We start from the raw sequence: 26,702 nt of genomic DNA, 5'->3' as shown, positions 1-26,702 counted from the left end.
CCGTACCGGAGCCCTTTCCCACATGACGAGCAGCACCGAGACCACCGCCACCACGCCGCAGGTTGCGGTCAACGACATCGGCGACGCGGACGCGTTCCTCGCGGCGATCGACGAGACGATCAAGTACTTCAACGACGGCGACATCGTTGACGGTGTCATCGTCAAGGTCGACCGCGACGAGGTTCTCCTCGACATCGGTTACAAGACCGAAGGTGTCATCCCGAGCCGCGAGCTCTCGATCAAGCACGACGTCGACCCCAACGAGGTCGTCAAGGTCGGCGACGAGATCGAGGCCCTGGTTCTCCAGAAGGAGGACAAGGAAGGCCGCCTGATCCTCTCGAAGAAGCGCGCTCAGTACGAGCGTGCCTGGGGCACCATCGAGAAGATCAAGGAAGAGGACGGCATCGTCACCGGTACCGTCATCGAGGTCGTCAAGGGTGGTCTCATCCTCGACATCGGCCTCCGTGGCTTCCTCCCGGCGTCGCTCGTCGAGATGCGTCGTGTCCGCGACCTCCAGCCCTACGTCGGCAAGGAGCTCGAGGCGAAGATCATCGAGCTGGACAAGAACCGCAACAACGTGGTCCTGTCCCGCCGTGCCTGGCTCGAGCAGACCCAGTCCGAGGTTCGCCAGACGTTCCTCACCACCCTCCAGAAGGGTCAGGTCCGCTCCGGCGTCGTCTCCTCGATCGTCAACTTCGGTGCCTTCGTGGACCTGGGTGGCGTCGACGGTCTCGTGCACGTCTCCGAGCTCTCCTGGAAGCACATCGACCACCCCTCCGAGGTTGTCGAGGTCGGCCAGGAAGTCACCGTCGAGGTCCTCGACGTCGACATGGACCGCGAGCGCGTCTCCCTGTCGCTCAAGGCGACGCAGGAAGACCCGTGGCAGCAGTTCGCCCGGACGCACCAGATCGGTCAGGTCGTCCCGGGTAAGGTCACGAAGCTCGTTCCGTTCGGTGCGTTCGTCCGCGTCGACGAGGGCATCGAGGGTCTGGTCCACATCTCCGAGCTGGCCGAGCGCCACGTGGAGATCCCGGAGCAGGTCGTCCAGGTCAACGACGAGATCTTCGTCAAGGTCATCGACATCGACCTCGAGCGCCGCCGCATCAGCCTCTCGCTGAAGCAGGCCAACGAGTCCTTCGGTGGCGACCCGGCCTCGGTCGAGTTCGACCCGACGCTGTACGGCATGGCCGCGTCGTACGACGACCAGGGCAACTACATCTACCCCGAGGGCTTCGACCCCGAGACCAACGACTGGCTCGAGGGCTTCGAGGCGCAGCGCGAGGTCTGGGAGACCCAGTACGCCGAGGCGCAGCAGCGCTTCGAGCAGCACCAGGCCCAGGTCATCAAGTCCCGCGAGGCCGACGAGGCCGCCGCTGCCGAGGGTGCTGCCGCCCCGGCCGGCGCCGCTCCGGCCGCCTCGGGTGGCTCCGGTGGCGGTTCGTACTCCTCGGAGTCGGCGGACAACTCCGGCGCCCTGGCGTCGGACGAGGCCCTCGCCGCCCTGCGCGAGAAGCTGGCGGGTGGCCAGAGCTGACGCTCCGGACCCCGACGGCTCATCGGCTGCGGTGAAGCTGTAGAGCACTGAGTGAGGCCCGTCCCCTTCGGGGGGCGGGCCTCACGCGCGTAGCCGGGCGCTGATCAGGGCGTCACGTGTCCGGGTACGGATCAGGGCGTCACGGTGATGTTGGTCAGCCCTCTCCCTCCGGTGACGGTGTTGCTCGCGTACACCGTGGTGCGGCAGGTGGTGCTGTTGTTGGTGACGTTGACGGCGAGTTGCCGGTCGCCGGTGGCGCCGGACAGGTTCGAGGTGTTGTTCCGGAAGACCGTGCCGCAGCCCCAGCCGCTCTGCTGGGTGTGGGTCTCGTAGCCGTTGTTGGTGGTGCGGGAGCCTCGGTTGCCCTCCACCAGAACGTCGTTGCCCTTCACGTCGACCCAGGAGTCGTCGTAGTTGGCGCCGGTGAGCCCGTTGCCGTCGAAGGTGTTGCCGATGATCCTGGCGCCGGTGGTGCCTTCCTTGATGTCGACGTTCTCGCCGCGCACATCGGGGCCGATCGTGTTGTTGAGGATCTGCGCGTTGTCGCTGCGGTCGGAGAGGTCGTTCGCCGTGCCGACGTACACGCCCTCGCCCATGCCGCGCCCGTTCTGCCCGGTGTCGTAGATGCGGGAGTTCTTCAGTACGCCGTCGCGCGAGGACGTGCGGAAGTGGACGCCCTCCATGTCGAGGTTGTGGACGGTCACCGAGTCGATGACGACGCCGTTCGCCGTGTCGGCCACGATGCCCTTCTGGCCGCCCTTGACCGTGACGCCCTGAACGGTCCAGTACGAGGCGCCGTTCAGGTGCAGCCCGTACCCGCCACCCGCCGTCAGGACGGCTCTGCTGGAGCCGGTGAGGGTGATCCGGGCGCCGGAGGTGCCGGGCCGGGTCGCCTTGAAGTTCCCGGTGTACGTCCCGTCGGCGAGCCGGATCGTGTCGCCGGGGGAGACCGTGGTCAGCGCCGACTTCAGCTGGGCGGCGGTGGACACGTCGATCACGGCCGCCGCGTTGGCGGGAGCCGCGGTCAGGGCGAGACCGCCGGTGGCGAGGACGGCGGCGAACAGGGCGGTGAGGGGCGTGCGGGGACGCATGGGGGGAGGCCTTCCCGTCGGAGGGGGCAGGGGCGCTCCCCGCACATTCCCGTACGTGAATGGGGGATGCATCCCTGAACGTGTTGCCCAGTGACGGTAGGGACGGCCGTCGGGCACGTCAAGGTCTGGACCAATAACTGGCCTGCCGTGAGGCCCCGTTGCCGGAAAGTGCGGTCGCGGGGAATGCTCATGGAGCCGGCCGCGTTCTTGCCAGGGAACACGAGGAGGAGCGGTAACCGTGCCTGATCCGCAGAGTTTGTACGAATGGGAGCCGAAGGGGCTGGCCGTCGTCGACATGGCGCTGGCCCAGGAGTCGGCCGGCCTGGTCATGCTCTACCACTTCGACGGATACATCGACGCGGGCGAGACCGGCGAGCAGATCGTCGACGGCCTGCTCGAAACGCTGCCCCACCAGGTCGTCGCCCGCTTCGACCACGACCGGCTCGTCGACTACCGCGCCCGGCGCCCCCTGCTGACCTTCCGGCGTGACCGCTGGACGTCCTTCGAGGCCCCGACCCTGGAGGTCCGGGTCGTCCAGGACGCCACCGGAGCGCCCTTCCTGCTGCTGTCGGGCCCGGAGCCGGACGTGGAGTGGGAGCGGTTCGCCGCCGCCGTGGAGCAGATCGTCGAGCGCCTCGGCGTCCGCCTCACGGTCAACTTCCACGGCATCCCCATGGGCGTCCCGCACACCCGCCCCGTCGGCATCACCCCGCACGGCAACCGCACCGACCTGATGCCGGGCCACCGCAGCCCCTTCGACGAGGCCCAGGTCCCCGGCTCGGCGGAGTCCCTCGTCGAGTACCGGCTGATGGAGTCCGGCCACGACGTCCTCGGGGTCGCCACCCACGTCCCGCACTACGTCGCCCGGTCCGCCTACCCGGACGCGGCCCTCACCGCGCTGGAGGCGATCACCGCCGCGACCGGCCTGGTCCTGCCCGCCCTCGCGCACTCCCTGCGCACCGAGGCGCACCGCACCCAGACCGAGATCGACCGGCAGATCGGCCAGGGCGACGAGGAGCTGGTCTCGCTCGTCGAGGGCCTTGAGCACCAGTACGACGCGGTCGCCGGCTCCGAGACCCGGGGCAACCTCGTCGCCGAACCGGCCGACCTGCCGTCCGCCGACGAGATCGGCCGCGAGTTCGAGCGCTTCCTCGCCGAGCGGGAGGGCGACGGCTGAGCCGCTGACCGGGAGGGTGACCGCCGGGCCCCCCGGCCCGCCCCGTAGGCTGCCGCCCATGCTGAAAGTAGGCCTGACCGGCGGGATCGGCGCCGGCAAGAGCGAAGTGTCGCGGCGACTCGTCGCGTACGGTGCCGTGCTGATCGACTCCGACCGGATCGCGCGCGAAGTCGTGGAGCCCGGCACCCCCGGGCTGGCCGCCGTCGTCGAGGAGTTCGGGCGGGACGTCCTCGCGGCCGACGGCACCCTGGACCGCCCGGCGCTCGGCGCGATCGTCTTCGCCGACCCGGACCGCCGTGCCGCGCTCAACGCGATCGTCCACCCTCTGGTCGGCGCCCGCGCCGCCGAGCTGGAGCGGGAGGCGGGTGCGGACGCCGTCGTCGTCCACGACGTACCGCTGCTGGCCGAGAACGCTCTCGCCCCCTTCTACGACCTGGTCGTCGTCGTGGACGCGTCCCCCCGCACCCAGCTCCACCGGCTGGTGAACGCCCGTGGCATGACCGAGGCCGACGCCCGCGCCAGGATGGCCGCCCAGGCCACCCGCGAGGAGCGCCTCGCCGTCGCCGATCTGACCGTGGACAACGACGGGCCGCTGGAGGCGCTGGAACCGCAGGTCCGCGGGGTGTGGGAGGAGCTGCTGCGCAGGGCGGCGGCCACCCGCTGAACCGCGCCGGAATACCCGTCCGGAGGTGGACGTTGGAAACGCGGGACCGAAGGGAAGGATGTGACCGTGCCCGAGAGCAACCCGGAAACCCATGTCATCGACTTCCGTGCGGCCGAGCAACTGCTGGACGCCCGGGACCCCCGGGGCGCGGTCAAACTCCTCGACTCGGTGATCGCCGCCCACCCGGAGAACACCGCCGCCCGGCTGCTGCGGGCCCGCGCCTTCTTCGCCTCCGCCCAACTGCGCCCGGCGGAGCTGGAGTTCGAGCTGGTGCTGGAGCGTGAGCCGGACAACGCGTTCGCCCACTACGCCCTGGCCCGCACCTTCGAGCGGGCGGGCCGCCCGGAACAGGCCATGCGCCACTTCCGGCTCGCGGCGGCGCTGGACCCGAAGCCGGAGTACCTGAAGGCGGCCAAGTTCGACGCCGGGGACTGACCGCCGGAGGCCTCCGGCCCCTCACGGCGGTTTCGTACGGTCCCGCGGGTCCGGCCCGCGCCACCGGGGGCGCCCGCCCCGGCCGGGTTCGTACGGCGGCACGTCCCGGCCCGGCTGGAAGCGCGTACCCTGGCGCATCCGGTACGTGACCAGGCAGAGGTCCAGGAGCGTGAGGGCCAGGAGCACCGCGCAGGCCACCGCCCACCCCGGCCGCCCCACCAGCGAGAACACCACCAGGCCGAAGAGCGCCCAGAAGGTCCCCCACAGGCTCAGCCAGAGCCGCATCCGCAGCGGACTGCGGGCGGTCGTGGGCTCACTGCCGGTACGCATGACGATCACCTCACCCTCCAGCATGTACCCGTGAGGGCCGTCGCGGGAACTGCGACCGGAAGGCGGCTCGTTGGTCGTTCATGGGTGAATCACTGGTACGCGAGGGGTACGCGGGGACGGGCCCGGGAGCCATCACCCCGGACGGGTGCGCCGTGGAGCTCTACCGGCGGCTGTCCGTCGGCGAGGAGCCCGATGTGATCGCGTCGGTGGCCCCCGCCGGAGCGAGCATTCTCGAACTGGGCTGCGGGGCGGGCCGGGTGACGCATCCGCTCGTCGACCGGGGCTTCGCCGTGACGGCGGTGGACGAGTCGGCCGAGATGCTGGAGCGGATCGTCGGCGCGCACGGTCCGCAGCCCCATCGAGACGCTGGATCTCGGCGCCGAGCGCTTCGACATCGTGCTGCTCGGCTCGTTCCTGGTCCACGCCGGCGAGGACCGGGTGCGGGACGGCATGCTCCGGGTCTGCCGCAGACAGGTGGAGGACGACGGGATCGTCCTCATCCAGCGCGAGGGCGTCGCCCACCGCTCCGGGCTGCCGTGGGAGCGGGTCGACGCGTCGGGCTGCCGCATCCGTATCGTCTCGGCGGAGCCGGTGGGGGACGGGGTGCGCTCGGTGCGCGCGGAGTACGACTTCGGTGACGCCCGGTGGACGCAGACGTTCCGGTCGCGGGAGCTGTCCGAGGAGCGGCTCGCCGGGCACCTGGCGGCGGCGGGGCTGGCGGTGGACCGCACGCTCACCGACGACGGCACCTGGCTGCTGGCCCGCCCCGCGCCCTGACCGGCGTACGAGCCGCCGCTGTCTCGGCTCGCTCAGTGCACGAAGGTGTAGCTGCGCCACGGCGGGCCGCTCTCGGCGGCCACGTCGGTGAACCGGGTCGCGATGTAGGCCGTCCCCCGGCCGGAGCAGTCCCGGGTGGGGTAGAGGACGATGTCGACCAGCGTGCCGTTCTCGACCTCGCGGGCCCCGGCTGGGGCCAGCCGGTGGCAGCCGCGTACCGACGGGCTGTTCACCTGCACCACCGCCTCACGGTCGGTCTGGTACGTCACCGGGCCCACGGCGGTACGGCCGAGGCCGGAGCAGCCCGAGGCGGTGAGGGCGAGGAGCGAGGCGGCGGCGACGGCGCCGAGACGGCGTCGGCGGCGGGGATCGGGCGCGGTCACGGACATGGGCGGGTCCTCGTCTGCTCGTCCGGTGCTCGTCCGGCTCTCATCGGTACGTCTCCCGGCCCTCGTCGGGGCGCCGGGGGAGACGTGCTGGCGCTGGCCACCCTGCCCGCTCCCCACCGCCCCGGCACGTCGTGCGCGGCCGACCGGGCGAGGAGCGGAACGCCCAGCCGCCTGCTGCCCGTCACCGGGCGTAACCGGTGCCGGACCGGCCCCGAGCGCCCCGCATACCGCTCTGAGCTGCGGTGACGCGACCGGGGGAAGGGTTGTCAGACCTCCCGCCTAGACTCGCAGAGTCAGCATGAACCGTGCTGATCGGATCGGTGAGACAGGTGGGAGGGGGTGGCCGGAATGGCAGCACGAGCGGCACGAGCAGCCCAGGACGCACACGACCCGCGCGGTGGCGCCTCGCACACGGCTGACGTCGGCCGCCTGCTGCGCTGTGCGGCGGTCTTCCTGCCGGGCCCGGTCCCGCGCGAAGGCCGTATCGCCTTCTGGGATCCGCACGCGGGCGCCGGCGCGGCCACGGGGGACGGATCTTCCTTCACCTACGCGGACGACGGGTACGCCGACGACCGGGCCCCGGCCGGCACCGTGCCGTACAGCGCGTCCCAGCTCAGCGTCGTCCGGCGGGACGGAGCCGCGGCCCTCGGAATCCGGAGCGCCCAGGTCCCCGCCGCACTGCTCTCCCTCGCCGACGCGCTCCCCGTCCTCGTCCGCGCCCGGCACCAGGCGTCCGCCCACCCCGCCACCCGCTGCTGGGGCGTGGCCGCGCTGCACGCGCTCCACCTGGTCGCGCGCGGCAGGCTGCTGCCCGGACTCACGGCGGGCGGCCACGACGCCTGGCGGGCGGGCCCCCGGGACGCCGAGGACGTCGCGCATCTGCGGGCCACCGCCGCCGCGATGCCCTTCGAGGGGTACGCGACACCGCTCCCGGATCCGCACCCGCTCCGGCTCCCCGACCCGGAGGCGCTGATCGGGTCCTTCCTGGACGCCGTCGCCGACACCCTCCCGCGCACCCCCGCCGCCGCCTTCGCGATGGGCGCGCCCTTCGCCGCCCGGGAGCCGCAGCACCTGCCCCACGCGGCGGCGTGGGCCGTCGAGGTGGCCTCGGGACTGGACGCGGGCGTGCGGGTCTCGCTCCGCCTCGACCTCTCCGCCTACGAGCTGTTCGACACCGCCGACACCTACGCCGTCACGGCCGCCGGGGAGGACGCCGACCACGACGGTGCGGAGCGCGCGGCCCACCCGGACGACCCGGCGGTCCGCCCCGCCGCCGCGGCCGTCGTCCAGGTGCACAGCCTCGCCGACCCGACGTACGTGGTCGACGCGGCGGCCCTCTGGCACGGCACGGCGGGCGAGCCGTTCGGGCCGCGCGCCCGGGTCGACGCGGTGCTGGCGCTGCGCCGGGCCGCCCGGGTCTGGGCCCCGCTGGAACGGCTGCTGGACCAGCCCGTCCCCGATGTGCTCGCGATCACCGAGGACGAGCTGTACGAGCTGCTGAGCGACGCGGGAGCCCGGCTGGCGGGGGCCGGGGTCGACGTGCACTGGCCGCGCGAGCTGGCCCGTTCGCTCACCGCCGCCGCCGTCGTGCGGCCCGCGCCCGGATCGGCCACCGACGGCACCTCGTTCTTCGACGCCGAGCAGCTCTTCGCCTTCGACTGGCAGGTGTCGCTGGGCGACGAGCGGCTGACCGAGGCCGAGATGGACACCCTCGCCGAGGCCCACCGCCCGGTGGTGCGGCTGCGCGACCAGTGGGTGGTCGTCGACCCCGCCCTCGTACGGAAGGCGCGCAAGCGGGAGCTGGGGCTGCTGGACCCGGTGGACGCGCTGGCCGTCGCCCTCACCGGGAGCGCCGAGGTGGACGGGGAGCGGGTCGAGGCCGTCCCCGCCGGAGCCCTCGCCGCGCTCCGTACGCGGATCCTCGCCGACACCACCACCATCGCACCGCCGCCCGGCCTCGACGCCACCCTGCGCGACTACCAACTGCGCGGCCTGGCCTGGCTGGACCGGATGACCTCGCTCGGGCTCGGCGGCTGCCTCGCCGACGACATGGGACTCGGCAAGACGATCACCCTCATCGCCCTCCACCTGCACCGCGCGCAGCGGGCCCCCACGCTGGTCGTCTGCCCCGCCTCCCTTCTCGGCAACTGGCACCGGGAGATCAACCGCTTCGCCCCCGGCGTCCCGGTCCGCCGCTTCCACGGCACCGACCGGACCCTGGGCGAGCCGGACGGCGGCTTCGTCCTCACCACGTACGGCACGATGCGCTCCAGCGCACCCCGACTCGCCGCGCACACCTGGGGTCTCGTCGTCGCCGACGAGGCCCAGCACGTCAAGAACCCGCACTCCTCCACGGCGAAGGCCCTGCGCACCATCCCCGCCCCGGCCAGGGTCGCCCTGACCGGCACCCCCGTGGAGAACAACCTCTCCGAGCTCTGGGCCCTCCTCGACTGGACGACGCCCGGACTGCTCGGCCCGCTCAAGGCGTTCCGGGCCCGGCACGCCCGGATCGTGGAGAACACCGGCACGGCCGCGGGCCTGGGCAACGAGGAGGCCGTGGAGCGGCTCGCCCGGCTGGTCCGCCCCTTCCTGCTCCGCCGAAAGAAGTCCGACCCCGGCATCGCCCCCGAGCTGCCGCCCAAGACGGAGACCGACCACCCCGTCTCCCTCACCCGGGAGCAGGCGACGCTCTACGAGGCGGCCGTGCGCGAGACGATGGCGCAGATCGAGGCGGCCGAGGGCATCGCCCGCCGGGGCCTGGTCATGAAGCTGCTGGCCGCGCTCAAGCAGATCTGCAACCACCCGGCGCAGTATCTGAAGGAGGAGCCCACCCGGCTCACCGGCCGCTCCGGCAAGCTCGCCCTGCTGGACGAGCTCCTCGACACGATCCTCTCCGAGGACAGCTCGGTCCTGATCTTCACGCAGTACGTGACCCTGGCCAAGCTCCTCTCCGCGCACCTCGCCTCCCGCGCGATCCCGTCCCAACTCCTGCACGGCGGTACGCCGGTGGCCGAGCGGGAACGGATGGTGGACCGCTTCCAGTCCGCCGAGGTCCCCGTCTTCCTGCTCTCCCTCAAGGCCGCCGGGACCGGGCTCAACCTCACCCGGGCCGCCCATGTCATCCACTACGACCGCTGGTGGAACCCGGCCGTGGAGGAGCAGGCCACCGACCGGGCGTACCGCATCGGCCAGACCCAGCCCGTGCAGGTCCACCGCCTCATCGCCGAGGGCACGGTGGAGGACCGGATCGCCGAGCTGCTGGAGTCCAAGCGCGCCCTGGCCGACGCGGTTCTCTCCACCGGTGAGACCGCCCTGACCGAGCTGAGCGACCGCGATCTCGCCGACCTCGTCTCGCTGCGGAGGCCCGCATGAGCCCGCGCCCCACCACCGGACCGGCCGCCCGGAGACCGGCCCCCCGCGCCCGGCCCGGCCCCGACGACCTGCGCCGCACCTTCGAAGCGGTGCCCGCCCGCACCTCCCAGGAGGGCGAGCCGTTCGCCGACAGCTGGTGGGGCCGTGCCTGGGTGGCGGCGCTGGAGTCCCTGTCGATGGACGGGGCCCGGCTCGCCCGCGGCCGCGCGTACGCCGACGAGGGCAAGGTCGCCGCGATCACCGTCACCCCCGGCCGCGTCGTCGCCTATGTGCACGGCAGCCGCGCCCGCCCCTACCGCGCCGAACTGCGCCTGCGCACCTTCACCGACACCGGCTGGGACACCCTCCTCGACGCGGTCGCCGCCCACCCCGGCCACCTCTCCGCGCTGCTGGCCAAGGAGATGCCGCACTCCCTGGCCGACACCGCGCGGGAGGCCGACGTCCGGCTGCTGCCCGGCGGCGACGACCTGGACCCGAGCTGCACGTGCCCCGACCACGGCCGGCCCTGCAAGCATGTCGCCGCCCTCTGTTACCAGACCGCACGACTGCTGGACAGCGACCCGTTCGTCCTGCTGCTGATGCGGGGCCGGGGCGAGCGCGAGCTGCTGGACGAGCTGGGCCGCCGCAACGCCGTCCACACCGCCCGCGAGCGCCCCGCCGTCCCCGCTGTCCCCTCGGTCCCGGCGGCGGAAGCCCTGGCGGACCGGTACCTTCCGCCGCTCCCGGCCCCCCTCCCCGTACCGCCGTATCCGGGGCAGCCGCCGTCCTACCCGGACCTGCCGGGTGCGCGCGATCCGCTGGGCCTGGACCACCTCGCCGCCGACGCCGCCGCCCGCGCCCACGCCCTGCTGACGACGGGCCGCGATCCGCTCGCCGGGCTCACCCCCTGGCAGGACGCCGTCCGGATCGCCGCCTCACGCCCGACCGCCGGGCTCACCGCCACCACCCGCGCGCTCTACCGGGAGCTCGCCCATGCCACCGGCCGCAACACCACCGACCTGGCCCGCGCGGTGGCCGCCTGGCGGCAGGGCGGCGCCGAGGGGCTCACGGTCCTGGAGACGCCCTGGGACCCCCCGGCCGGACCCTTCGACCGGGCCAGGCCCCTGCTGGCCGCCGCCGACTTCCCGCGCTTCACACCCCGGCGCAACCACCTCACCCACCCGGCGGGCACGCTCCAGCTCCGCTTCGGCCACGACGCCCGCTGGTACGGCTACGAGTCCGACCCCGGCGCCGACGACTGGTGGCCCCGCGCCACCCCGGACCCGGACCCGGTCGCCGCGCTCGAAGCCCTGCTGGCCGGTGACACGGACCCGGCGGCCCCCGACGACACCGACCCTTCGTACGTCCGGTGAGATCCGGAGACGCCCGGTGACACCTGCGTACGGTAAAACCCTTGGCCACAGCGCAGTTGACGCTGTTAGCGTCCTCGACGTGGCGAAACTCAATCAGATCATCGCAGTGGAGAAAGGCGTCAAGTCCAAGGCGCACCAGGACCTGACGGCAGCACACCACGGCCTCCAGAAGGCCGGACTGCTGGCCGGTATCTCCCGGACCTACCAGCCCAAGGACGAGGAGGGCGAGCAGCTTCCGCCCGAGTCGACGCTGGTCCAGGTCAAGGCCGAGGACGTGCTGCGGGACACCGCGACCACGCTCACCCGGCTCTTCGATGTGACCGCCACGAAGGACTGGGCGAACTGCTCGGCCCGGGCCGATGTGAAGGTCGACGGCCGGGTGCTGGTGGCCGAGGTGCCGGTGTCGTACCTGCTCTTCCTGGAGAAGCAGCTGACCGACCTCAACACGTTCATCCGCAAGCTGCCGGTGCTGGACGCCGCCGAGGCCTGGGTGCAGGACCCGTCCACCGACTCCTGGAAGACCGAGCCGGTCCGCACCCTCCGTACGAAGAAGGTGCCCCGCAACCACGTGAAGGCGGAGGCCACCGAGAAGCACCCGGCGCAGGTCGAGGTGTACTACGAGGACATCCCGATCGGGTACTGGACGACGGTCAAGTTCTCCGGTGCGCTGCCCGCGCGGCGCGTCAACGAGCTGCTGGACCGGGTCGAGAAGCTCCAGCAGGCCGTGAAGTTCGCCCGCGAGGAGGCCAACGGCGCCGAGGTCACCGACCAGCGGGTGGGTGATGCGGTATTCGGTTACCTCTTCGGGTGACCGACCATGGATTCCCCGGCCGCCGATGACGGTGACCGGGGTGCGCGAGGAGCGCAGGCTGAAACTGAAGCTTGTCGTGAAGGCGCGGTTCCAGTGGAGGTTCGACTCCTCCCTCCGGCACGGGCCGGAGTAGCCCAAGCAGGCAGAGGCAGACCGCCGTCAATCTCAGACTCTTGCTCCAGACTCAGCATTCGCCGCCGATCGCCGGATCGAACGGGCCCGGGCCCGCGCGCGTCGAGATGCCGGTTCAACTCCGGCCCGCAGAGCTCCGATCTGCGGTGGTCCAAAGGCAGGACGCGACGACATCATGACTGACCCGGACCCTTAAACGTGCCGGCGTGCGAGATGGGTGGCACTCCCAGGGCCCGGAGGCCGGCTACGCCTCCGGGCCCGCTCCCGTCTCCGGGACCGGCGGGCCGGTACATCAGGCCAGCGAGACGCCCCGCCCCGCGAAGAAGCGCTCGAACTCCGTCAGTGGCAGGACGGCCGCGCGCGTCCCGGCATCCGTCCCCGACGGGTTGTGGTCACTGGCGGTATCCGTTCAGGAAGCGGCCGATGCGGCTGATCGCCGCGTCGAGGTCGTCGGCGTACGGGAGGGTCAGGATGCGGAAGTGGTCCGGGCGCGGCCAGCTGAAGCCCGTGCCCTGCACCACCTGGATCTTCTCCCGCAACAGCAGGTCGAGTACGAACTTCTCGTCGTCGACGATCGGGTGGACCTTCGGATCGATGCGCGGGAACGCGTACAGCGCGCCCTTCGGCTTCACGCACGAGACCCCGGGGATCTCGTTCAGCCGCTCCCAGGCCCGGTCCCGCTGCTCGTGCAGCCTGCCGCCCGGCGCCACCAGCTCCCGGATGGACTGCCGGCCGCCCAGCGCGGCCTGGATGGCGTACTGGGCGGGGGCGTTGGGGCACAGCCGCATGGAGGCCAGCATGGTGAGGCCCTCCAGATAGTTGCGGGCGTGCTGCCGCGGACCGGAGACCACCATCCAGCCGGAGCGGAACCCGGCCACCCGGTAGGTCTTCGAGAGCCCGCTGAAGGTGAGGCAGACCAGGTCCGGGGCGAGGACGGCGGCGCTGTGGTGCTCGGCCCCGTCGTACAGGATCTGGTCGTAGATCTCGTCGGCGAAGACCATCAGCCCGTGCCGGCGCGCGAGATCGAGGATGCCCTCCAGGATCTCGCGCGGATAGACCGCGCCGGTGGGGTTGTTCGGGTTGATGATCACGACGGCCTTGGTCCGGTCGGTGATCTTCGAGGCCATGTCGGCGAGGTCCGGGTTCCAGTCGGAGCCCTCGTCGCAGATGTAGTGCACGGCCTTGCCGCCCGCGAGCGTGGTCACCGCCGTCCAGAGGGGGAAGTCGGGCGCCGGGATCAGCACTTCGTCGCCGTCCTCCAGCAGCGCCTGCACGGCCATGGAGATCAGCTCGGAGACCCCGTTGCCGAGGAAGATGTCGTCGACGCCGACCTCGGTCAGCCCCATGGCCTGGTAGCGCTGGGCCACCGCCCGCCGCGCGGAGAGGATGCCGCGCGAATCGGTGTAGCCGTGCGCCTGGGGCAGCATCCGGATCATGTCCTGGACGATCTCCTCCGGCGCCTCGAAGCCGAAGAGCGCAGGGTTTCCGGTGTTGAGCCGCAGCACGCTGTGACCCGCCTCCTCCAAGGCGTTGGCGTGCTCGATGACCGGGCCCCGGATCTCGTAACAGACCTCGTTGAGCTTGCTGGACTGCCGGAACTCCATGCGGTGCCTCCCCGAGCCGAACTGCGATACTTGGTTTTACCAAGTGAGAGCTTGGAAAGTCCAACAACATGTCTAGACTGCGTCGCATGCCACGTCAGCAGCCCGCCGCCACACGCCCCGTCAGACGCCGGAGCTACGACCAGTTCTGCGCCTCCGCCCGCGCCCTCGACTCCGTCGGCGACCGGTGGACGCTGCTGATCGTCCGCGAACTGCTCGCCGGACCCCGCCGCTACACCGACCTCCACGCCGACCTGCCGGGCGTCTCCACCGACGTCCTGGCCTCCCGCCTCAAGGACATGGAACAGGGCGGCCTCGCCGTACGGCGTAAACTCCCGCCGCCCGCCGCCGCCTCGGTCTACGAGCTGACCGAGCGCGGCCACGGCCTGCTGCCGGTCCTCACCGCCCTCGCCGAGTGGGGAGCCCCGGCGCTCACCGAACGCCGCCCCACCGACGCCGTACGCGCCCACTGGTTCGCCCTGCCGCTGCTGCGCGCGCTGACGGGGCTGACGCGCGAGGGCGTCCTCGAAGTGCGGCTGGACGAGGGGGAGTTCCATGTCCGTACGGGAGGGGGCGCGGCGGTGGGGTCCGAGGGTGAGCCGTACGGGTTCGGCCCGGCGCCCCGGCCTGACGCCCGTATCACTCTCGACGCCGAACTCTGCCTGGAGCTGGGGCGCGGCGATGTCACCCTCGCGGAGGCGGTCAAGGACGGGCGGATCGAGGTGTCGGGGGAAGGGCCGCTCGCCGCCGAGCTGCGGGGCGAGTGAGGCGGGGGAGCCTCCGGCGGGATGGATGATGATGGAGGCGTGCGACTCGAAGCGATCACCTGGGAACGGCTGGCCGGCGAGCTGGCCCGGCACAGCGACGGCCTGACCGCCGCCGACGGGGCCCCCTGGCTCACCCTCGGCATCGATGGCGCCCCGGCCGCCCGCACCGCTGACCTGGCCGAACGCCTCGCCGATGAGTTGAGGCTGCGCGGCCGGTCGGTGCTCGTGGTCTCCACCGAGGGGTTCCTGCGCCCGGCGAGCCTGCGTTTCGAGTACGGGAAGGAGGACCCGGACTCGTACGCCGACAGCTGGTTCGACACGGGGGCGCTCTGGCGCGAGGTGTTCGGGCCGCTGGAGGCGGGCGGTAGCGGGCGGGTGCTGCCCGACCTGTGGGACCCGGTCACCGACCGGGCCACGCGCACTCCGTACCACCCGCTGCCGGAGGGCGGGGTGGTCATCGTGCACGGGCCGCTGCTGCTGGGCCACTGGTTCCCGTTCGCGCTGAGCGTCCATGTGCGGCTCTCGGAAGGCGCGTTGCGACGGCGCACGCCGGAGGGGGAGCGGTGGACGCTGCCTGCTTTCGCCCGGTACGAGGAGGAGACGGCGCCCGCCGGGCAGGCGGACGTGGTCGTGCGCGCGGACGACCCGCTGCATCCGGCGTGGTCGGGGCTGGGAGGTTCCTGGGGCCGGGCGTCGCGGGGCAGACGGCAGCTCGACGACAGGCCCTAGGGGAGGGGTGGTCGGCCGCCCACCGTGGCCACCGCCTCCGCCCCGGTCCGGCAGCCCTCCGAGGCGGCGGCCTCGTGGTCCGCCCCGGCCAGCAGGGCCGCGAGGTACCCACCGGTGAACGCGTCGCCCGCGCCCGTCGAGTCGACCGGGTGCGGGACCGGCCGGGCACGGACCCGGCCCGTCACCGCACCTCCGGCGGCCAGCAGTGCACCCCGGTCGCCGAGGGTGAGGGCGACCCGGGGGAACGCCCGGCTCAACTCGGCCGCCGCGTCGGCCGGTTCACGCAACCCCGTCAGCAGTCGCGCCTCGTCCGCGTTCGGCAGCAGCAGCCGGGCCCCCTCGGCGTACGCCAGGAACCGCTTCGGCCCCAGCTCCGCCAGGAACCCCGCCGACGCCGGATCCACGCTCACCGGAATGCCGCGTTCCCGGGCGGTCCGCAGGGCGAGCCGGGCCGTGGCGCGGCTGGTCGCGGCGAACAGGAGGTAGCCGGAGAGGTGCAGCCACCCCACGCCGTCCAGCATCGAGGGCGCGAAGTCCTCGGTGGCCAGCCGCAGCGCGGCCCCGCTGTCGGTGAGGAACGTCCGCTCGGCGGCGGCGTCCACCAGGGAGATGACGGTCGCGGTGGCCACCTCCTCGTCCACCGCCAGCAGCGCCCGCACCCCCGCCCGCTCCAGCGCGTCCCGGTGCCATGCGGCGGACTCCGCCCCGGCCCGGGCCAGCAGCGCCGCCTCCCGGCACCCCGAACGCGCCGCCCAGCAAGCGACGTTGGCCCCCGCACCGCCCGGCACGCTGCGGATCCGGGCGGCGGTGTCCGTGCCGTGGACGAGCGGGGAGCCGTGGAGCGCCACCACATCGGTGACCACGTCCCCGACCACGAGGAGCCCGCGCCCGGCCGCCCGGTCGGCGCCGTTCACCGTGCGGCTGCCGCTTTGGCGATCCGGGCCGCGAGCCGCACGTTCCCGCGTACGGCCGCGAGGTTCGCCTCCAGCGACGCGCCCTCGGTCCGCCGCATCAGCTGGTCCAGCAGGAACGGGGTGACGCCCTGCCCGGTGATCCCGCGCTCCCGGCAGGCGTCGAGGGCCTCCGCCAGCACCCGGTCGTGCAGGGCCGGGTCCAACTGATCCTGTTCCGGTACGGGGTTGGCGACGATCAGTGCGGCCTCCGGGCCGCCCAGCGCCTCCTTCGCCCGTACCACCTCCACCACCTCTTCCGGGCTGTGCACGGTCCAGTCGACCGGCAGGCCGGAGCTGTGCAGATAGAAGCCGGGGAAGCGGTCGGTGCCGTAACCGAGGATGCCCACGCCCAGGGTCTCCAGGCGCTGGAGGGTCGCCGGGACGTCGAGGATCGACTTCACACCCGCGCAGACCACCGTGATCCCGGTGCGGGCGAGCAGCCGCAGATCGGCCGACTCGTCCTGGCTGTCGGCCCATTCCCGGTGTACGCCGCCGAGCCCGCCGGTGGCGAAGAAGCGGAGGCCCGCCCGCGCTGCCAGGAACGCCGTCGCGGAGACCGTCGTCGCTCCGCTCGCCCCGAGCGCGAGTGCGGGGGCGAGATCGCGGTGGCCCAGCTTCCGGACCGCCGGATCCCCGGCCACCCGCTCCAACTGGTCCTTCTCCAGACCCACATGGGCCTGCCCGTCCAGGACGGCGATGGTGGCCGGGACCGCGCCGGCGGACCGGACGATCCCTTCCAGCTCGGTGGCCACCCGGAGGTTGCGGGGGCGCGGCAGCCCGTGCGCGATGATCGTCGACTCCAGGGCCACGACGGGCACCCCGCCCGTCAGGGCCGCGCGTACCTCGGTCGACAGGACCGGCTCGTAGGAGGTGTCGGTGTTCTGTGGCATGTCCCCATCCCTGTCGCGGTCAGGGGGGCCGCAAACTTGGGAAGGACGGGTTCCGGCCGGTCCTGGTGACCGGACGGCCGGAAGTGGTCGCTAGGGTGACCGCCCATGACGACACATGACCAGGCCCCCGCCTCCTTCGCCGTGCACATCCCGGACGCCGGCCTCGAACCGGAACCCCTCGATCCGGCCCAGATCGTCTCGGGCGAGCCCGTGGTGACCGGCAAGGTGCTGTGGGAGTCCCCCGACGGCACGCAGGTGCGCGGGATCTGGCAGATCACCCCGGGTGTGGTCACCGACACCGAGGCGAACGAGCTGTTCGTGGTCGTCAGCGGGCGGGCCACCGTGGCGGTGGAGGGCGGCGCGACCCTGGAGATCGGGCCCGGGGACGCCTGCGTACTGCGCGAGGGCGACCGGACGACGTGGACGGTCCACGAGACGCTCCGCAAGGCGTACCACATCAGCCTCTGAGGCCTCTGGCGAACTTCTACGGCCTCTGGGGCTTCCGGGCTCGAGGGCTCAGGCTCCGGCCGCGGAGGGCTTCATGGTCCGCCGCAGCGCCAGCGCGCCCACCGGCAGCAGCAGGGCGGCACCGATCGCGTTCAGTGGGCCGTACCCCCACTGGGCGACGATCACCCCGGCCGTCGCCCCGCCGATGCCCGCCGCCGCGTTCATGGTGAGGTCGGACAGGCCCTGCACGGCCGCCCGGGCGTCCTGCGGTACGGAGTCGGTGAGCAGCGCCGAACCGGCGATCATCCCCGCCGACCAGCCGAGGCCCAGCACGAACAGGCCGAGGGCGGTCTGTCCGTGCCGGGGTCCCGCGGTGCCCGCGAGCAGCGCGGCGCAGCTCAGCAGACCGACCGCGAGGCCGATCACCGAGAGCCGCCCGAAGCGGTCGGCCAGCCACCCCATCACCGGCGAGAACGCGTACATGCCCGCGATGTGCCCGCTGATGACCAGCCCGATCAGCTGGAGACCTGCGCCGTGCCCGCCCAGATGGACGGGGGTCATGACCATGATCGACACCATCGCGGTGTGCGACACGGTGACGGTCCCCAGGGCCAGCCCGGCCATCGGCGACTCCCGTACGGCCGCGACCCCGTCGCGCAGCGACCGTTTCCGCCCGCCCTGGGCGCTCCGCGGGGCCAGGGCACGCGCCGTGAGCAGCGGGTCCGGGCGCAGCAGCACGGCCACGACCACCCCGGCGAGCAGGAAGGCGACCGCGGACCAGAGGTAGGGGCCCGCGGTCTCGGGCACCGGGGTCCCGCGGAACACCCGGCCCGCCGGGGCCGCGATGTTGGGGCCCACCACCGATCCGATCGTGGTGGCCCAGACGACGGTGGAGATCGCCCGGCCCCGCCGCTCCGGCCCGACCAGGTCGGCCGCCGCGAACCGGGCCTGGAGGTTGGCGGAGGACCCGGCGCCGAACGCGGCCATCCCGAGCAGCAGCAGCGGGAAGCTGCGCGCCACCGTGCCCAGGACCACCAGCGCGCCGCCGAGCGCGCCGATCAGATACGCGAGCACCAGACCGGGGCGTCGGCCGCGCGAGGTCATCAGGGCGGCCAGCGGCAGCGACAGCAGCGCCGTACCGGCGACGGACGCGGTCGGGGCCAGCCCGGACAGGGCCTCGGAGCCGGTCACCTCGGTGGCCAGCATCGGGGCCAGGGCGATGCCGATGGCCACACCGAGGCCGCCGAGTATCTGGCTGACGACGAGCACGGCCGACGTCCGGCGCTGGAGCGCGGGCAGCGCGGCAGCCGTGACCGGGGACGCGGCGGAGCGGGGGAGGGATGGTGTCACCGGCGCAGTGTGCCATCACATGAACGGCACGTTGCACCCGTACGAGTGAACCGGCCGCCGAAGCGTCCGGGAACCGCACATGCCGCCGTTCACCCGGCGGACCCCCTGGAGCAGGGCCCGCTAGAACAGCGGCTGCGGAAGCACCCCCTCCAGGGCCAGCAGCTGCCGCTTCGTCTCCAGCCCGCCGCCGAACCCGCCCAGGCCGCCGTCGCTCTCCACCACCCGGTGGCAGGGCACCACCACCGGCAGCGGGTTGGATCCCATCGCCGCCCCCACCGCCTGCGCCCCCTCCGGCCGGCCGACCCGGGCGGCCAGCTCCCCGTACCCGACGACCGTCCCGTACGGCACCCCGGACTCCAGCTCGCGGAGCACCTCGCGGTGGAACCCGGCCGTCAGCGACCAGTCCAGCTCCAGGCCGAAGTCCTGCCGCTCTCCCGCGAAGTACGCCGCGAGCCCGCGTATCGGCTCGGCGAGCCGCGCCGAGCCGGGCGCCTCCACCGGCTCCGCGCCCAGCCGGGCCCGCAGCCGGGCGAGTGCCGCGTCCCGCACGTCGGGCCGGGCGTGGAAGGCCACGCTCACCAGACCGGCGGGGGTCGCGGCGAGCAGCAGCGGTCCGATGGCGCTCTCCACGACGGACCACTCGACGGCCGGCTCTCCACCGGCCCCGCAGCTGTTCATGCCGTCCACGGTACGACCGGCCACTGACAACGCCGGGCCCGTCGGCGGCAACCGACGGGCCCGGCCCTCGCACCCCTCGTCGTGTCAGCGCGTCGCGTCGCGCACCACGTCGGGATAGTTGGTGATGATGCCGTCGACGCCGTACGCGCGGGCCTTCGCCGCGTCGGCCGCGTTGTTCACCGTCCACGTGTTCACCCGCAGCGGCTTGCCGTGCGCCCCCTTGAGCCGCTGCACGGCCGCCACGTAGTCGGCGCCGATCGTGGCGTACGAGGGGTTGATCTGGTCGGTGAACGCCGCGTACGAGGGGAGGTCGGCGACCGCCGGGGTGCCCAGGAAACCGGTGGTGATGTCCGGGCGCAGAGCGTGCACCCGCTTGACGCTGTCGGCGCCGAAGCTCTGGACGACCAGCCGGTCCCGCACGTGCGTCCGGTCCAGCCACCCCGCCTGGCCCAGCACACGCAGGATGTCCCGCTCGATGCCCGGATAGGCCGTCGGGCTCTTGATCTCCAGGAGCAGCTTCTGCCGGTTGCGCTCCAGGCGGTCCACGAACTGGGTGAGCGTCGGCACCCGGGCCCCCGCGAACTGCTTCCCGAACCAGCTGCCCGCGTCCAGCTTCGCCACCTCGGCGGCGGTGAAGTCCTTGACCGCCCACGGCGCACGGCCGGGGAAGACCTCCTCGACGTCGGTCGTGCGCTTCAGGTCGGTGTCGTGCAGCACGACGAGCACGCCGTCCTTGGTGCGCTGGACGTCGTTCTCCACCCAGTCGATGGAGAGCGCCTTCGCGGCATCCACGGCGGCGAGCGTGTTCTCCGGTGCGTAGCCCGACGCACCCCGGTGGGCCACGACGGTGGGGCCCGCCGACCGGTCCGGGGTCCAGGCGGTCGTCTCCTGAGGCTGGGCGGCGGGCAGCAGCAGGGCGCCGGCGCCGAGTACGGCCGCGGCGGCGGTGGAGGCGGTTGCGGTGCGTACGAACACGTGGACTCCTCGTATCGGAGTGTGCGGACACGACGAGACTGGCAGCGGCCCACCAACGCCGGGTGGGGCGGCGATGACCGCGGAATGAACGGAATCCGCGCCACCGGAGTGGCCCGGGATACACGCCAGGGGGCCGGGAGCACCGTCCCATGCCGATAAAATGTGTTTCTTACATATGCCTGTCGGACCCTGGGGGATCCCCCTCGAACCCGGGCTTTCTCGAAGGGCGTGCCGACGTGCAGGGAACGGTTGAGGGATTCACCCATGGCCCGGTGATCCCGGTCCTGGCCTTCCTCGTGGCAGGCCTGGGGGCCGCTCTCGGACTCCGCTCCACCGTCAGGTCTCCCCGCACGGCACGCTCCTTCAGGACCGGCCGGCTGGCGCTCGGTGCGCTGTCCATCGGCTCAGGGATCTGGACCATGCACTACGTGGCGATGACGGGCTTCACCGTCGTGGAGGCACCGCTCTCGCACGACAAGCCCCATGTCATCGCCGGTCTCGCCGTGGCCGTCGTGACGTCCGGCACCGGCCTCTTCATTGTCGGGTACCGGGGCGCGACCCGCATGGCGGTGATCACCGGCGGCGCCCTCACCGGCCTCGGCATCGCCTCCACGCACTACCTGGGGATGGCGGGCATCCGCTTCGGGGGGCACTTCACCTACGACACCCCCCTAGTCGTCCTCTCGGTCCTGATCGCCGCGGCCGCCGCCACGGCCGCGCTCCGGGCCGCCCTCTCCACCCGTGCCTTCCTCTCCGGGCTGGGCGCGGGCGCCATGATGGCCGTCGCGGTGACCGGCATGCACTACACCGGGATGGCCGCGCTCGGCGTGCAGCTGCACCCCTCCGCGCCCGGTGTCACCTCCCACCACCTCCCACCGGACTGATCGCTTCCACAGCCCCGCCCGAGGCCGTCGGACGGCCCGCGTGGCGCGGATCCGGGGCCGTTGTCAGTGGGGGCCGTACGGTGGTTGCATGCGGCCCGTTTCCAAGATCGAACGTTCGGTGGCGCCCTTCGAGGTCGTCAGTCCCTACCAGCCCAGCGGCGACCAGCCGGCGGCCATCGCCGAGCTGGAGCGGCGTATCCGCGCAGGTGAGAAGGATGTCGTCCTGCTCGGCGCGACCGGCACCGGCAAGTCGGCGACCACCGCCTGGATGATCGAGAAGCTGCAGCGCCCCACCCTGGTGATGGCGCCGAACAAGACGCTCGCCGCCCAGCTGGCCAACGAGTTCCGCGAGCTCCTGCCGAACAACGCGGTGGAGTATTTCGTCTCGTACTACGACTACTACCAGCCCGAGGCGTACGTCCCCCAGTCGGACACCTACATCGAGAAGGACTCCTCCATCAACGAGGAGGTGGAGCGGCTGCGCCATTCGGCGACCAACTCGCTGCTCACCCGGCGCGACGTCGTCGTGGTCGCCTCCGTCTCCTGCATCTACGGCCTCGGTACGCCCCAGGAGTACGTGGACCGCATGGTCCAGCTCAAGGTCGGCGAGGAGACCGACCGCGACCAGCTGCTGCGCCGGTTCGTGGAGATGCAGTACACGCGCAACGACCTCGCCTTCACCCGCGGCACCTTCCGGGTCCGGGGCGACACCATCGAGATCTTCCCGGTCTACGAGGAGCTCGCCGTCCGCATCGAGATGTTCGGCGACGAGATCGAGGCCCTCTCCACCCTGCACCCGCTGACCGGCGAGGTGATCAGCGAGGACCAGTCGCTGTACGTCTTCCCCGCCAGCCACTACGTGGCAGGACCCGAGCGGCTGGAGCGGGCCGTCCGGGGCATCGAGGAGGAGCTCCAGGAGCGGCTGGCCGAGCTGGAGAAGCAGGGCAAGATGCTGGAGGCCCAGCGGCTGCGGATGCGCACCACGTACGACATCGAGATGCTCCGCCAGATCGGCAGCTGCTCCGGCGTCGAGAACTACTCGATGCACTTCGACGAGCGCGCACCCGGCACCGCGCCCAACACCCTCCTCGACTACTTCCCCGAGGACTTCCTGCTCGTTCTCGACGAGTCCCATGTCACCGTCCCGCAGATCGGCGCGATGTACGAGGGCGACGCCTCCCGCAAGCGGACCCTCGTCGACCACGGCTTCCGGCTGCCGTCCGCGATGGACAACCGCCCGCTGAAGTGGGAGGAGTTCCTGAAGCGGATCGACCAGACGGTCTACCTCTCCGCCACCCCGGGGAAGTACGAGCTGTCGCGCGGCGACGGCTTCGTGGAGCAGATCATCCGTCCCACCGGCCTGGTCGACCCCGAGATCGTGGTCAAGCCCACCGAGGGCCAGATCGACGACCTGGTGCACGAGATCCGCAAGCGCACCGAGCGGGACGAGCGGGTCCTGGTCACCACGCTCACCAAGAAGATGTCGGAGGACCTCACCGACTACTTCCTGGAGCTGGGCATCCAGGTCAGGTATCTGCACAGCGACGTCGACACCCTGCGCCGCATCGAGTTGCTGCGCGAGCTGCGCTCCGGTGAGTACGACGTCCTGGTCGGCATCAACCTGCTCCGTGAGGGCCTCGACCTTCCCGAGGTCTCCCTCGTGGCCATCCTCGACGCCGACAAGCAGGGCTTCCTGCGCTCGGGCACCTCCCTCATCCAGACCATCGGACGCGCCGCCCGAAACGTCTCCGGCCAGGTCCATATGTACGCGGACAAGGTGACCCCGGCGATGGCGCAGGCCATCGACGAGACCAACCGCCGCCGTGAGAAGCAGATCGCCTACAACACCGAGCGCGGACTCGACCCGCAGCCGCTGCGCAAGAAGATCAACGACATCGTCGCGACCATCGCCCGCGAGGAGATCGACACCGAGGAGCTCCTCGGCACCGGCTACCGCCAGGGCAAGGAGGCCAGGACCCCCGTGCCCACGCTCGGGGTGAAGGCGGCCAAGGGCGGTGCCAAGGGCCGGGGGGCGTCGCCCGGCGCGGTCGTCAGCGACCGACCCGCGACCGAACTGGCCGGAATCATCGAGGAGATGACCGACCGGATGCGGGCCGCCGCCGCCGACCTGCAGTTCGAGGTGGCCGCGCGGCTGCGTGACGAGGTGGGCGAGTTGAAGAAGGAGCTGCGCCAGATGAAGGAGGCGGGCCTCGCCTGATCTCCGGCACACCGGCGTGCGGCGGCCGTCGCGCGCCGGTGTCCGCCCGGTGTGTTGCAAGACCGACACAAAAGAGGACCGACCCTGCTGCCGCGCCGGGGGGAATGCGTAGGGTGCGGGGAAACCGCACACGGACGGTTGCGGGGCAATGCCGAGAGGGGACAGCGCGTGACGGTCAACATGACCAAGGGTCAGGCCATCAGCCTGCAGAAGGACGACGGGGGGACCCTGACCGCGGTACGGATGGGGCTCGGCTGGCAGGCGGCTCCGCGCCGCGGCCTGTTCGGCTCGCGCACCCGCGAGATCGACCTGGACGCCTCGGCGGTCCTCTTCGCCGACAAGCAGCCGGTCGATGTCGTCTTCTTCCGCCACCTCGTCAGCGACGACGGCTCGGTCAAGCACACCGGGGACAACCTGGTCGGCGGCGCAGGCTCGGGCGGCGACGACGAGGCGATCCTCGTCGACCTCCAGCGCGTCCCGGTCCACATCGACCAGATCGTCTTCACGGTGAACTCCTTCACCGGACAGACGTTCCAGGAGGTCCAGAACGCCTTCTGCCGCATCGTCGACGAGACCAACGGCCAGGAGCTCGCCCGGTACACGCTGGACGGCGGCGGCCAGTACACCGCCCAGATCATGGCGAAGGTGCACCGCGCGGGCAGCGGATGGCAGATGACGGCCCTCGGGAACCCGGCCAACGGCCGCACCTTCCAGGATCTGATGCCGTCCATCCTTCCGCACCTGTAGGCGGACCGGACCGGGACCAGGCATTCACCGGCACGCGCGGCTCCCGGAGGCACCCGCCTCCGGGAGCCGCACCGCGCGGGGCCGGACAGCACAGCACACATCGTCGAGGGGGCAGCGCAATGACGGCCGAACTGGTCCGAGGGCAGAACCACGTCCTGCCCCGGACCCGTCTGGAGATCCGGGTGTCGGCGGGATCACCCGTCGTGGCCGGTGCCACCCTCGCCGACGAGAACGGGGTGGTGCGCGGCGCGGAGTGGGTCGCCCACCCCGGCTCGCCGCAGCTCCCCGGCCTCGAAGTCTCCCGCCAGGCCGCGGCCGGCCACCGCCTCGCCATCGACCTGGAGGCCCTGCCCGGGACGGTGCACCGGGTCACCGTGCTGCTCGCCCTCCCGGTGGGTGTCGGCGGCCCGGTCAGGTTCGGCGCCACCGCCGCGCCCTTCGTCGCCGTCACCGGGCCGGACGGCACCGAGATCGCCACCTTCACGCTCACCGGCCTCGACAGCGAGACGGCGGTCAGCGCCCTGGAGCTCTACCGCCGCCAGGGCGCCTGGAAGGTCCGGGCCGTCGGACAGGGGTACGCGGCAGGATTGGCCGAGATGTTCACCGACCAGGGCCTGGCCGGGGCGGCCGAGCTGGCCGTGTCCATCCAGGAGGCGGTCTCCCGGTCCCTGGCCCGCTCGGTGGCCCCGCCGCCGCCCCGGACCCCCGAGGCCGACCGGGTACGGCAGACGTCGGGCCCGCACGCGCCGCTCCCGGCGTCATCCGGCCCCACGACGCCGTCCGGCCCCGGCACGGGCGCCGGCCCCGGAACGGATCCTGCTACAGATCCGGCCACGCCCACCGCAGGCGCTCCCGCCCCGGGCACCCCCGCCACCACACCTGCCCCGGCCACCCCCACCCCTGCCACCGCGGGCGCCACGACCCCCACCGGCCCCATCAACTACGCGCACCCCCGCCGCCGGCCCAGCACACCGCCCGCCCCGCCCGCACCGCCGCCCACCCCGGCGCCCGCGCAGCCCGGGCAGCCGCCGCAGCCGGTCGCCGGTGACGCCACCGGCTGGTCGATGGACGAGCGGCTCTACAACCAGATCTGGGGCATGTTCGAGGACCTGGCCCGAGCCGTCGCGGCCTACCGCAGCGCCGTGGACTTCGCCGCGTCCCGGATGGAGCAGGAGCTGGACCGGTCGCTCTCCGACCCGCGCAACCGGATCGGCGGCGCGGGCGACCGCGCCCGCGAGGAGGCCCGCGCCAAGCGGGACGAGCTGACCGCCCGGGCCCGTGAGGTCCTCGACCGCGACCTCGCCCAGCTGGCCGCCGAAGCCGCCGTGGTCGAACCCGCGCTCCCCGCCGCGTACGCGGGCTGGGACAACCCCGTCTGGCACGCCCACCGCATCCCGATGGAGCTGCCGATGGCCCTGCGCCTCGGCGACCTCCATCTGCCCGAGCGCACCGGCCTGCGTATCCCGCTGCTCGTCCGGCTGCCGCTGGAGCGGGGGATATGGGTCGACAGCGGGCGTACGGGATCCGAGGCCGCCGCCCTCATGGACAGCGACCGGCTGCGCCGCCTCGCGATGGAGACCGCCGTCCTGCACGCCGCCCGGCTGCTCGCGGTCTACCCGCCCGGTGAGTTCTCGGTCCATGTCATCGACCCGGCGGGCGCGGCGGCCGGGCCGCTGGCGCCGCTGGCCGACGCGGGTGTCCTCGCCGGTCCGCCGGCCGCCGGGCCCCAGGGAGTGGCCTCGGTCCTCGCCCATCTCACCCGCCGCGTGGACCTGGTGCAGATGGCGGTGCGCGCCGGCGCGGCCGACTCGCTCCCGCCCGACCTGGACACCGGCGAGCAGCTCCTGGTGGTCAACGACTTCCCGCACGGCTTCGACGACCGGGCCGTCACCCAGCTCCGCTACCTCGCCGACGAGGGCCCGGCGGTCGGTGTGCATCTGCTGATGGTCGCGGACCGCGAGGACGCGCATGCGTACGGACCGGTCCTCGACCCCCTGTGGCGTTCGCTGCTGCGGATCACGCCGGTCGCCGACAGTCACCTCGCCGACCCCTGGGTCGGTCACGCCTGGACATATGAGCCGCCGGTGACACCACCGGGCAGCCGCGTCCTGGAGCAGGTCCTCGCGGCGGTCACGGCCGCCCGGAAAGCAGCCGGCCGCTGAGCTTCGAATCGCCCCTGAGCTGCGCATTTGGCAATCTCTTTACTCTTTTCTTTACCTTTCCTTGGTGATGCCTGTACTGTTCGGTGCACGGAGGGGAGTACTCCTTACGCGACGTTCCCGTCAGTACGGACCGTGACTGGTCCCGGGGCGTCGGCCCGGCGCGCGTCCTGTGCGCCAGGGTGGAAGAGACCTCCGGCAGCGACGACGCTGATCAGTAGCCGTAGCGAACTGCCGGAG

At 72.5% G+C, this 26,702-nt stretch carries 22 protein-coding genes and 2 pseudogenes; 15 read left to right on the top strand and 9 right to left on the bottom strand.

The window, feature by feature from the left end; all coding sequences use genetic code 11:
- Positions 1-22 precede the first annotated feature (22 nt).
- Complete coding sequence (rpsA, locus tag D6270_RS06935; RefSeq protein ID WP_018512105.1) at positions 23-1,534, top strand: 30S ribosomal protein S1; 1,512 nt, start codon at positions 23-25, stop codon at positions 1,532-1,534.
- A gap of 131 nt (positions 1,535-1,665) precedes the next feature.
- Here rpsA and D6270_RS06930 read toward each other — a convergent pair whose 3' ends face one another.
- Positions 1,666-2,625 carry a right-handed parallel beta-helix repeat-containing protein gene (locus tag D6270_RS06930; RefSeq protein WP_109166239.1) on the bottom strand — a complete coding sequence of 320 codons (960 nt, stop codon included), beginning with the start codon at positions 2,623-2,625 and terminating at the stop codon, positions 1,666-1,668.
- A 238-nt stretch (positions 2,626-2,863) separates the two neighbouring features.
- Here D6270_RS06930 and D6270_RS06925 point away from each other — a divergent pair, with 238 nt between their 5' ends.
- The 3 genes from D6270_RS06925 to D6270_RS06915 all read left to right on the top strand — a co-directional run bounded on the left by D6270_RS06925 (position 2,864) and on the right by D6270_RS06915 (position 4,901).
- Positions 2,864-3,802, top strand: a complete 939-nt coding sequence (locus D6270_RS06925; protein WP_109166240.1) for a PAC2 family protein — start codon at positions 2,864-2,866, stop codon at positions 3,800-3,802.
- Positions 3,803-3,860: 58 nt separating this feature from the next.
- Positions 3,861-4,466 carry a dephospho-CoA kinase gene (coaE, locus tag D6270_RS06920; RefSeq protein ID WP_109166241.1) on the top strand — a complete coding sequence of 202 codons (606 nt, stop codon included), beginning with the start codon at positions 3,861-3,863 and terminating at the stop codon, positions 4,464-4,466.
- 66 nt (positions 4,467-4,532) lie between these two features.
- A complete protein-coding gene (locus D6270_RS06915) occupies positions 4,533-4,901 on the top strand; it encodes a tetratricopeptide repeat protein (protein ID WP_109167563.1) in 369 nt (122 codons plus the stop codon).
- A gap of 21 nt (positions 4,902-4,922) precedes the next feature.
- Here the strand turns inward: D6270_RS06915 and D6270_RS06910 are convergent, their stop codons facing one another.
- Positions 4,923-5,255, bottom strand: a complete 333-nt coding sequence (locus D6270_RS06910) for a DUF6343 family protein (protein WP_109166242.1) — start codon at positions 5,253-5,255, stop codon at positions 4,923-4,925.
- Between the two features lie 56 nt (positions 5,256-5,311).
- On the opposite strand from D6270_RS06910, the pseudogene D6270_RS06905 reads away from it, so the two are divergent.
- Positions 5,312-6,008: pseudogene (locus D6270_RS06905) on the top strand (class I SAM-dependent methyltransferase).
- Between the two features lie 32 nt (positions 6,009-6,040).
- Here D6270_RS06905 and D6270_RS06900 read toward each other — a convergent pair.
- Positions 6,041-6,397, bottom strand: coding sequence for a hypothetical protein (locus D6270_RS06900; RefSeq protein ID WP_109166243.1), 357 nt, complete (start codon positions 6,395-6,397; stop codon positions 6,041-6,043).
- 348 nt (positions 6,398-6,745) lie between these two features.
- Between D6270_RS06900 and D6270_RS06895 the strand changes: the two genes are divergently transcribed.
- From D6270_RS06895 to D6270_RS06885, 3 genes are all read left to right on the top strand, one after another.
- The gene (locus tag D6270_RS06895; RefSeq protein ID WP_204117150.1) at positions 6,746-9,769 is read left to right on the top strand and encodes an SCO1167/SCO6262 family helicase; all 3,024 of its coding nucleotides are present in this window, start codon (positions 6,746-6,748) and stop codon (positions 9,767-9,769) included.
- Entirely contained in the window at positions 9,766-11,121 is a 1,356-nt protein-coding gene (locus D6270_RS06890; RefSeq protein WP_109166244.1) for an SWIM zinc finger family protein, read from the top strand. Before D6270_RS06895 ends, D6270_RS06890 begins: the two co-directional genes overlap by 4 nt.
- Before the next feature lie 79 nt (positions 11,122-11,200).
- On the top strand, positions 11,201-11,932 hold the full coding sequence (locus D6270_RS06885) for a DUF7873 family protein (protein WP_109166245.1): 732 nt from the start codon (positions 11,201-11,203) through the stop codon (positions 11,930-11,932).
- A gap of 524 nt (positions 11,933-12,456) precedes the next feature.
- On the opposite strand, the gene D6270_RS06875 is transcribed toward D6270_RS06885, so the two are convergent.
- On the bottom strand, positions 12,457-13,668 hold the full coding sequence (locus D6270_RS06875; protein ID WP_109166246.1) for a pyridoxal phosphate-dependent aminotransferase: 1,212 nt from the start codon (positions 13,666-13,668) through the stop codon (positions 12,457-12,459).
- Positions 13,669-13,754: 86 nt separating this feature from the next.
- On the opposite strand from D6270_RS06875, the gene D6270_RS06870 reads away from it, so the two are divergent.
- Complete coding sequence (locus tag D6270_RS06870) at positions 13,755-14,432, top strand: winged helix-turn-helix transcriptional regulator (protein ID WP_225976782.1); 678 nt, start codon at positions 13,755-13,757, stop codon at positions 14,430-14,432.
- Positions 14,433-14,471: 39 nt separating this feature from the next.
- Positions 14,472-15,161 (top strand): nucleoside/nucleotide kinase family protein, encoded by a 690-nt coding sequence (locus D6270_RS06865; RefSeq protein WP_109166248.1) that lies wholly within the window; start codon positions 14,472-14,474, stop codon positions 15,159-15,161.
- Here D6270_RS06865 and D6270_RS06860 read toward each other — a convergent pair.
- Positions 15,158-16,075 carry a carbohydrate kinase family protein gene (locus D6270_RS06860; RefSeq protein WP_109166249.1) on the bottom strand — a complete coding sequence of 306 codons (918 nt, stop codon included), beginning with the start codon at positions 16,073-16,075 and terminating at the stop codon, positions 15,158-15,160. The genes D6270_RS06865 and D6270_RS06860 overlap by 4 nt on opposite strands.
- Positions 16,072-17,004: a pseudouridine-5'-phosphate glycosidase gene (locus D6270_RS06855; protein WP_109166250.1), complete on the bottom strand. Its 933-nt coding sequence runs from the start codon at positions 17,002-17,004 to the stop codon at positions 16,072-16,074. Before D6270_RS06855 ends, D6270_RS06860 begins: the two co-directional genes overlap by 4 nt.
- Before the next feature lie 105 nt (positions 17,005-17,109).
- Between D6270_RS06855 and D6270_RS06850 the strand changes: the two genes are divergently transcribed.
- On the top strand, positions 17,110-17,472 hold the full coding sequence (locus tag D6270_RS06850) for a cupin domain-containing protein (RefSeq protein WP_109166251.1): 363 nt from the start codon (positions 17,110-17,112) through the stop codon (positions 17,470-17,472).
- Between the two features lie 48 nt (positions 17,473-17,520).
- Here D6270_RS06850 and D6270_RS06845 read toward each other — a convergent pair whose 3' ends face one another.
- The 3 genes from D6270_RS06845 to D6270_RS06835 form a co-directional block, all read right to left on the bottom strand.
- Positions 17,521-18,801 carry an MFS transporter gene (locus tag D6270_RS06845; RefSeq protein WP_109166252.1) on the bottom strand — a complete coding sequence of 427 codons (1,281 nt, stop codon included), beginning with the start codon at positions 18,799-18,801 and terminating at the stop codon, positions 17,521-17,523.
- A gap of 120 nt (positions 18,802-18,921) precedes the next feature.
- Complete coding sequence (locus D6270_RS06840) at positions 18,922-19,479, bottom strand: methylated-DNA--[protein]-cysteine S-methyltransferase (RefSeq protein ID WP_109167565.1); 558 nt, start codon at positions 19,477-19,479, stop codon at positions 18,922-18,924.
- Positions 19,480-19,563: 84 nt separating this feature from the next.
- Entirely contained in the window at positions 19,564-20,454 is an 891-nt protein-coding gene (locus tag D6270_RS06835) for a glycerophosphodiester phosphodiesterase family protein (protein WP_109166253.1), read from the bottom strand.
- A gap of 236 nt (positions 20,455-20,690) precedes the next feature.
- Between D6270_RS06835 and D6270_RS06830 the strand changes: the two are divergent.
- The 4 genes and pseudogenes from D6270_RS06830 to D6270_RS06815 form a co-directional block, all read left to right on the top strand.
- Positions 20,691-21,335: pseudogene (locus tag D6270_RS06830) on the top strand (MHYT domain-containing protein); the annotation flags it as partial.
- 91 nt (positions 21,336-21,426) lie between these two features.
- Entirely contained in the window at positions 21,427-23,556 is a 2,130-nt protein-coding gene (gene uvrB, locus D6270_RS06825) for an excinuclease ABC subunit UvrB (RefSeq protein ID WP_109166255.1), read from the top strand.
- A 168-nt stretch (positions 23,557-23,724) separates the two neighbouring features.
- On the top strand, positions 23,725-24,303 hold the full coding sequence (locus D6270_RS06820) for a TerD family protein (protein ID WP_109166256.1): 579 nt from the start codon (positions 23,725-23,727) through the stop codon (positions 24,301-24,303).
- Positions 24,304-24,422: 119 nt separating this feature from the next.
- Complete coding sequence (locus D6270_RS06815) at positions 24,423-26,465, top strand: TerD family protein (RefSeq protein WP_109166257.1); 2,043 nt, start codon at positions 24,423-24,425, stop codon at positions 26,463-26,465.
- Positions 26,466-26,702 lie beyond the last annotated feature (237 nt).

It is taken from the genome of Streptomyces griseus subsp. griseus, from assembly GCF_003610995.1.
GTDB lineage: Bacteria > Actinomycetota > Actinomycetes > Streptomycetales > Streptomycetaceae > Streptomyces.
Note: the sequence above shows the minus strand (reverse complement) of the source record. Positions and strands in the feature narration are given on the sequence as shown.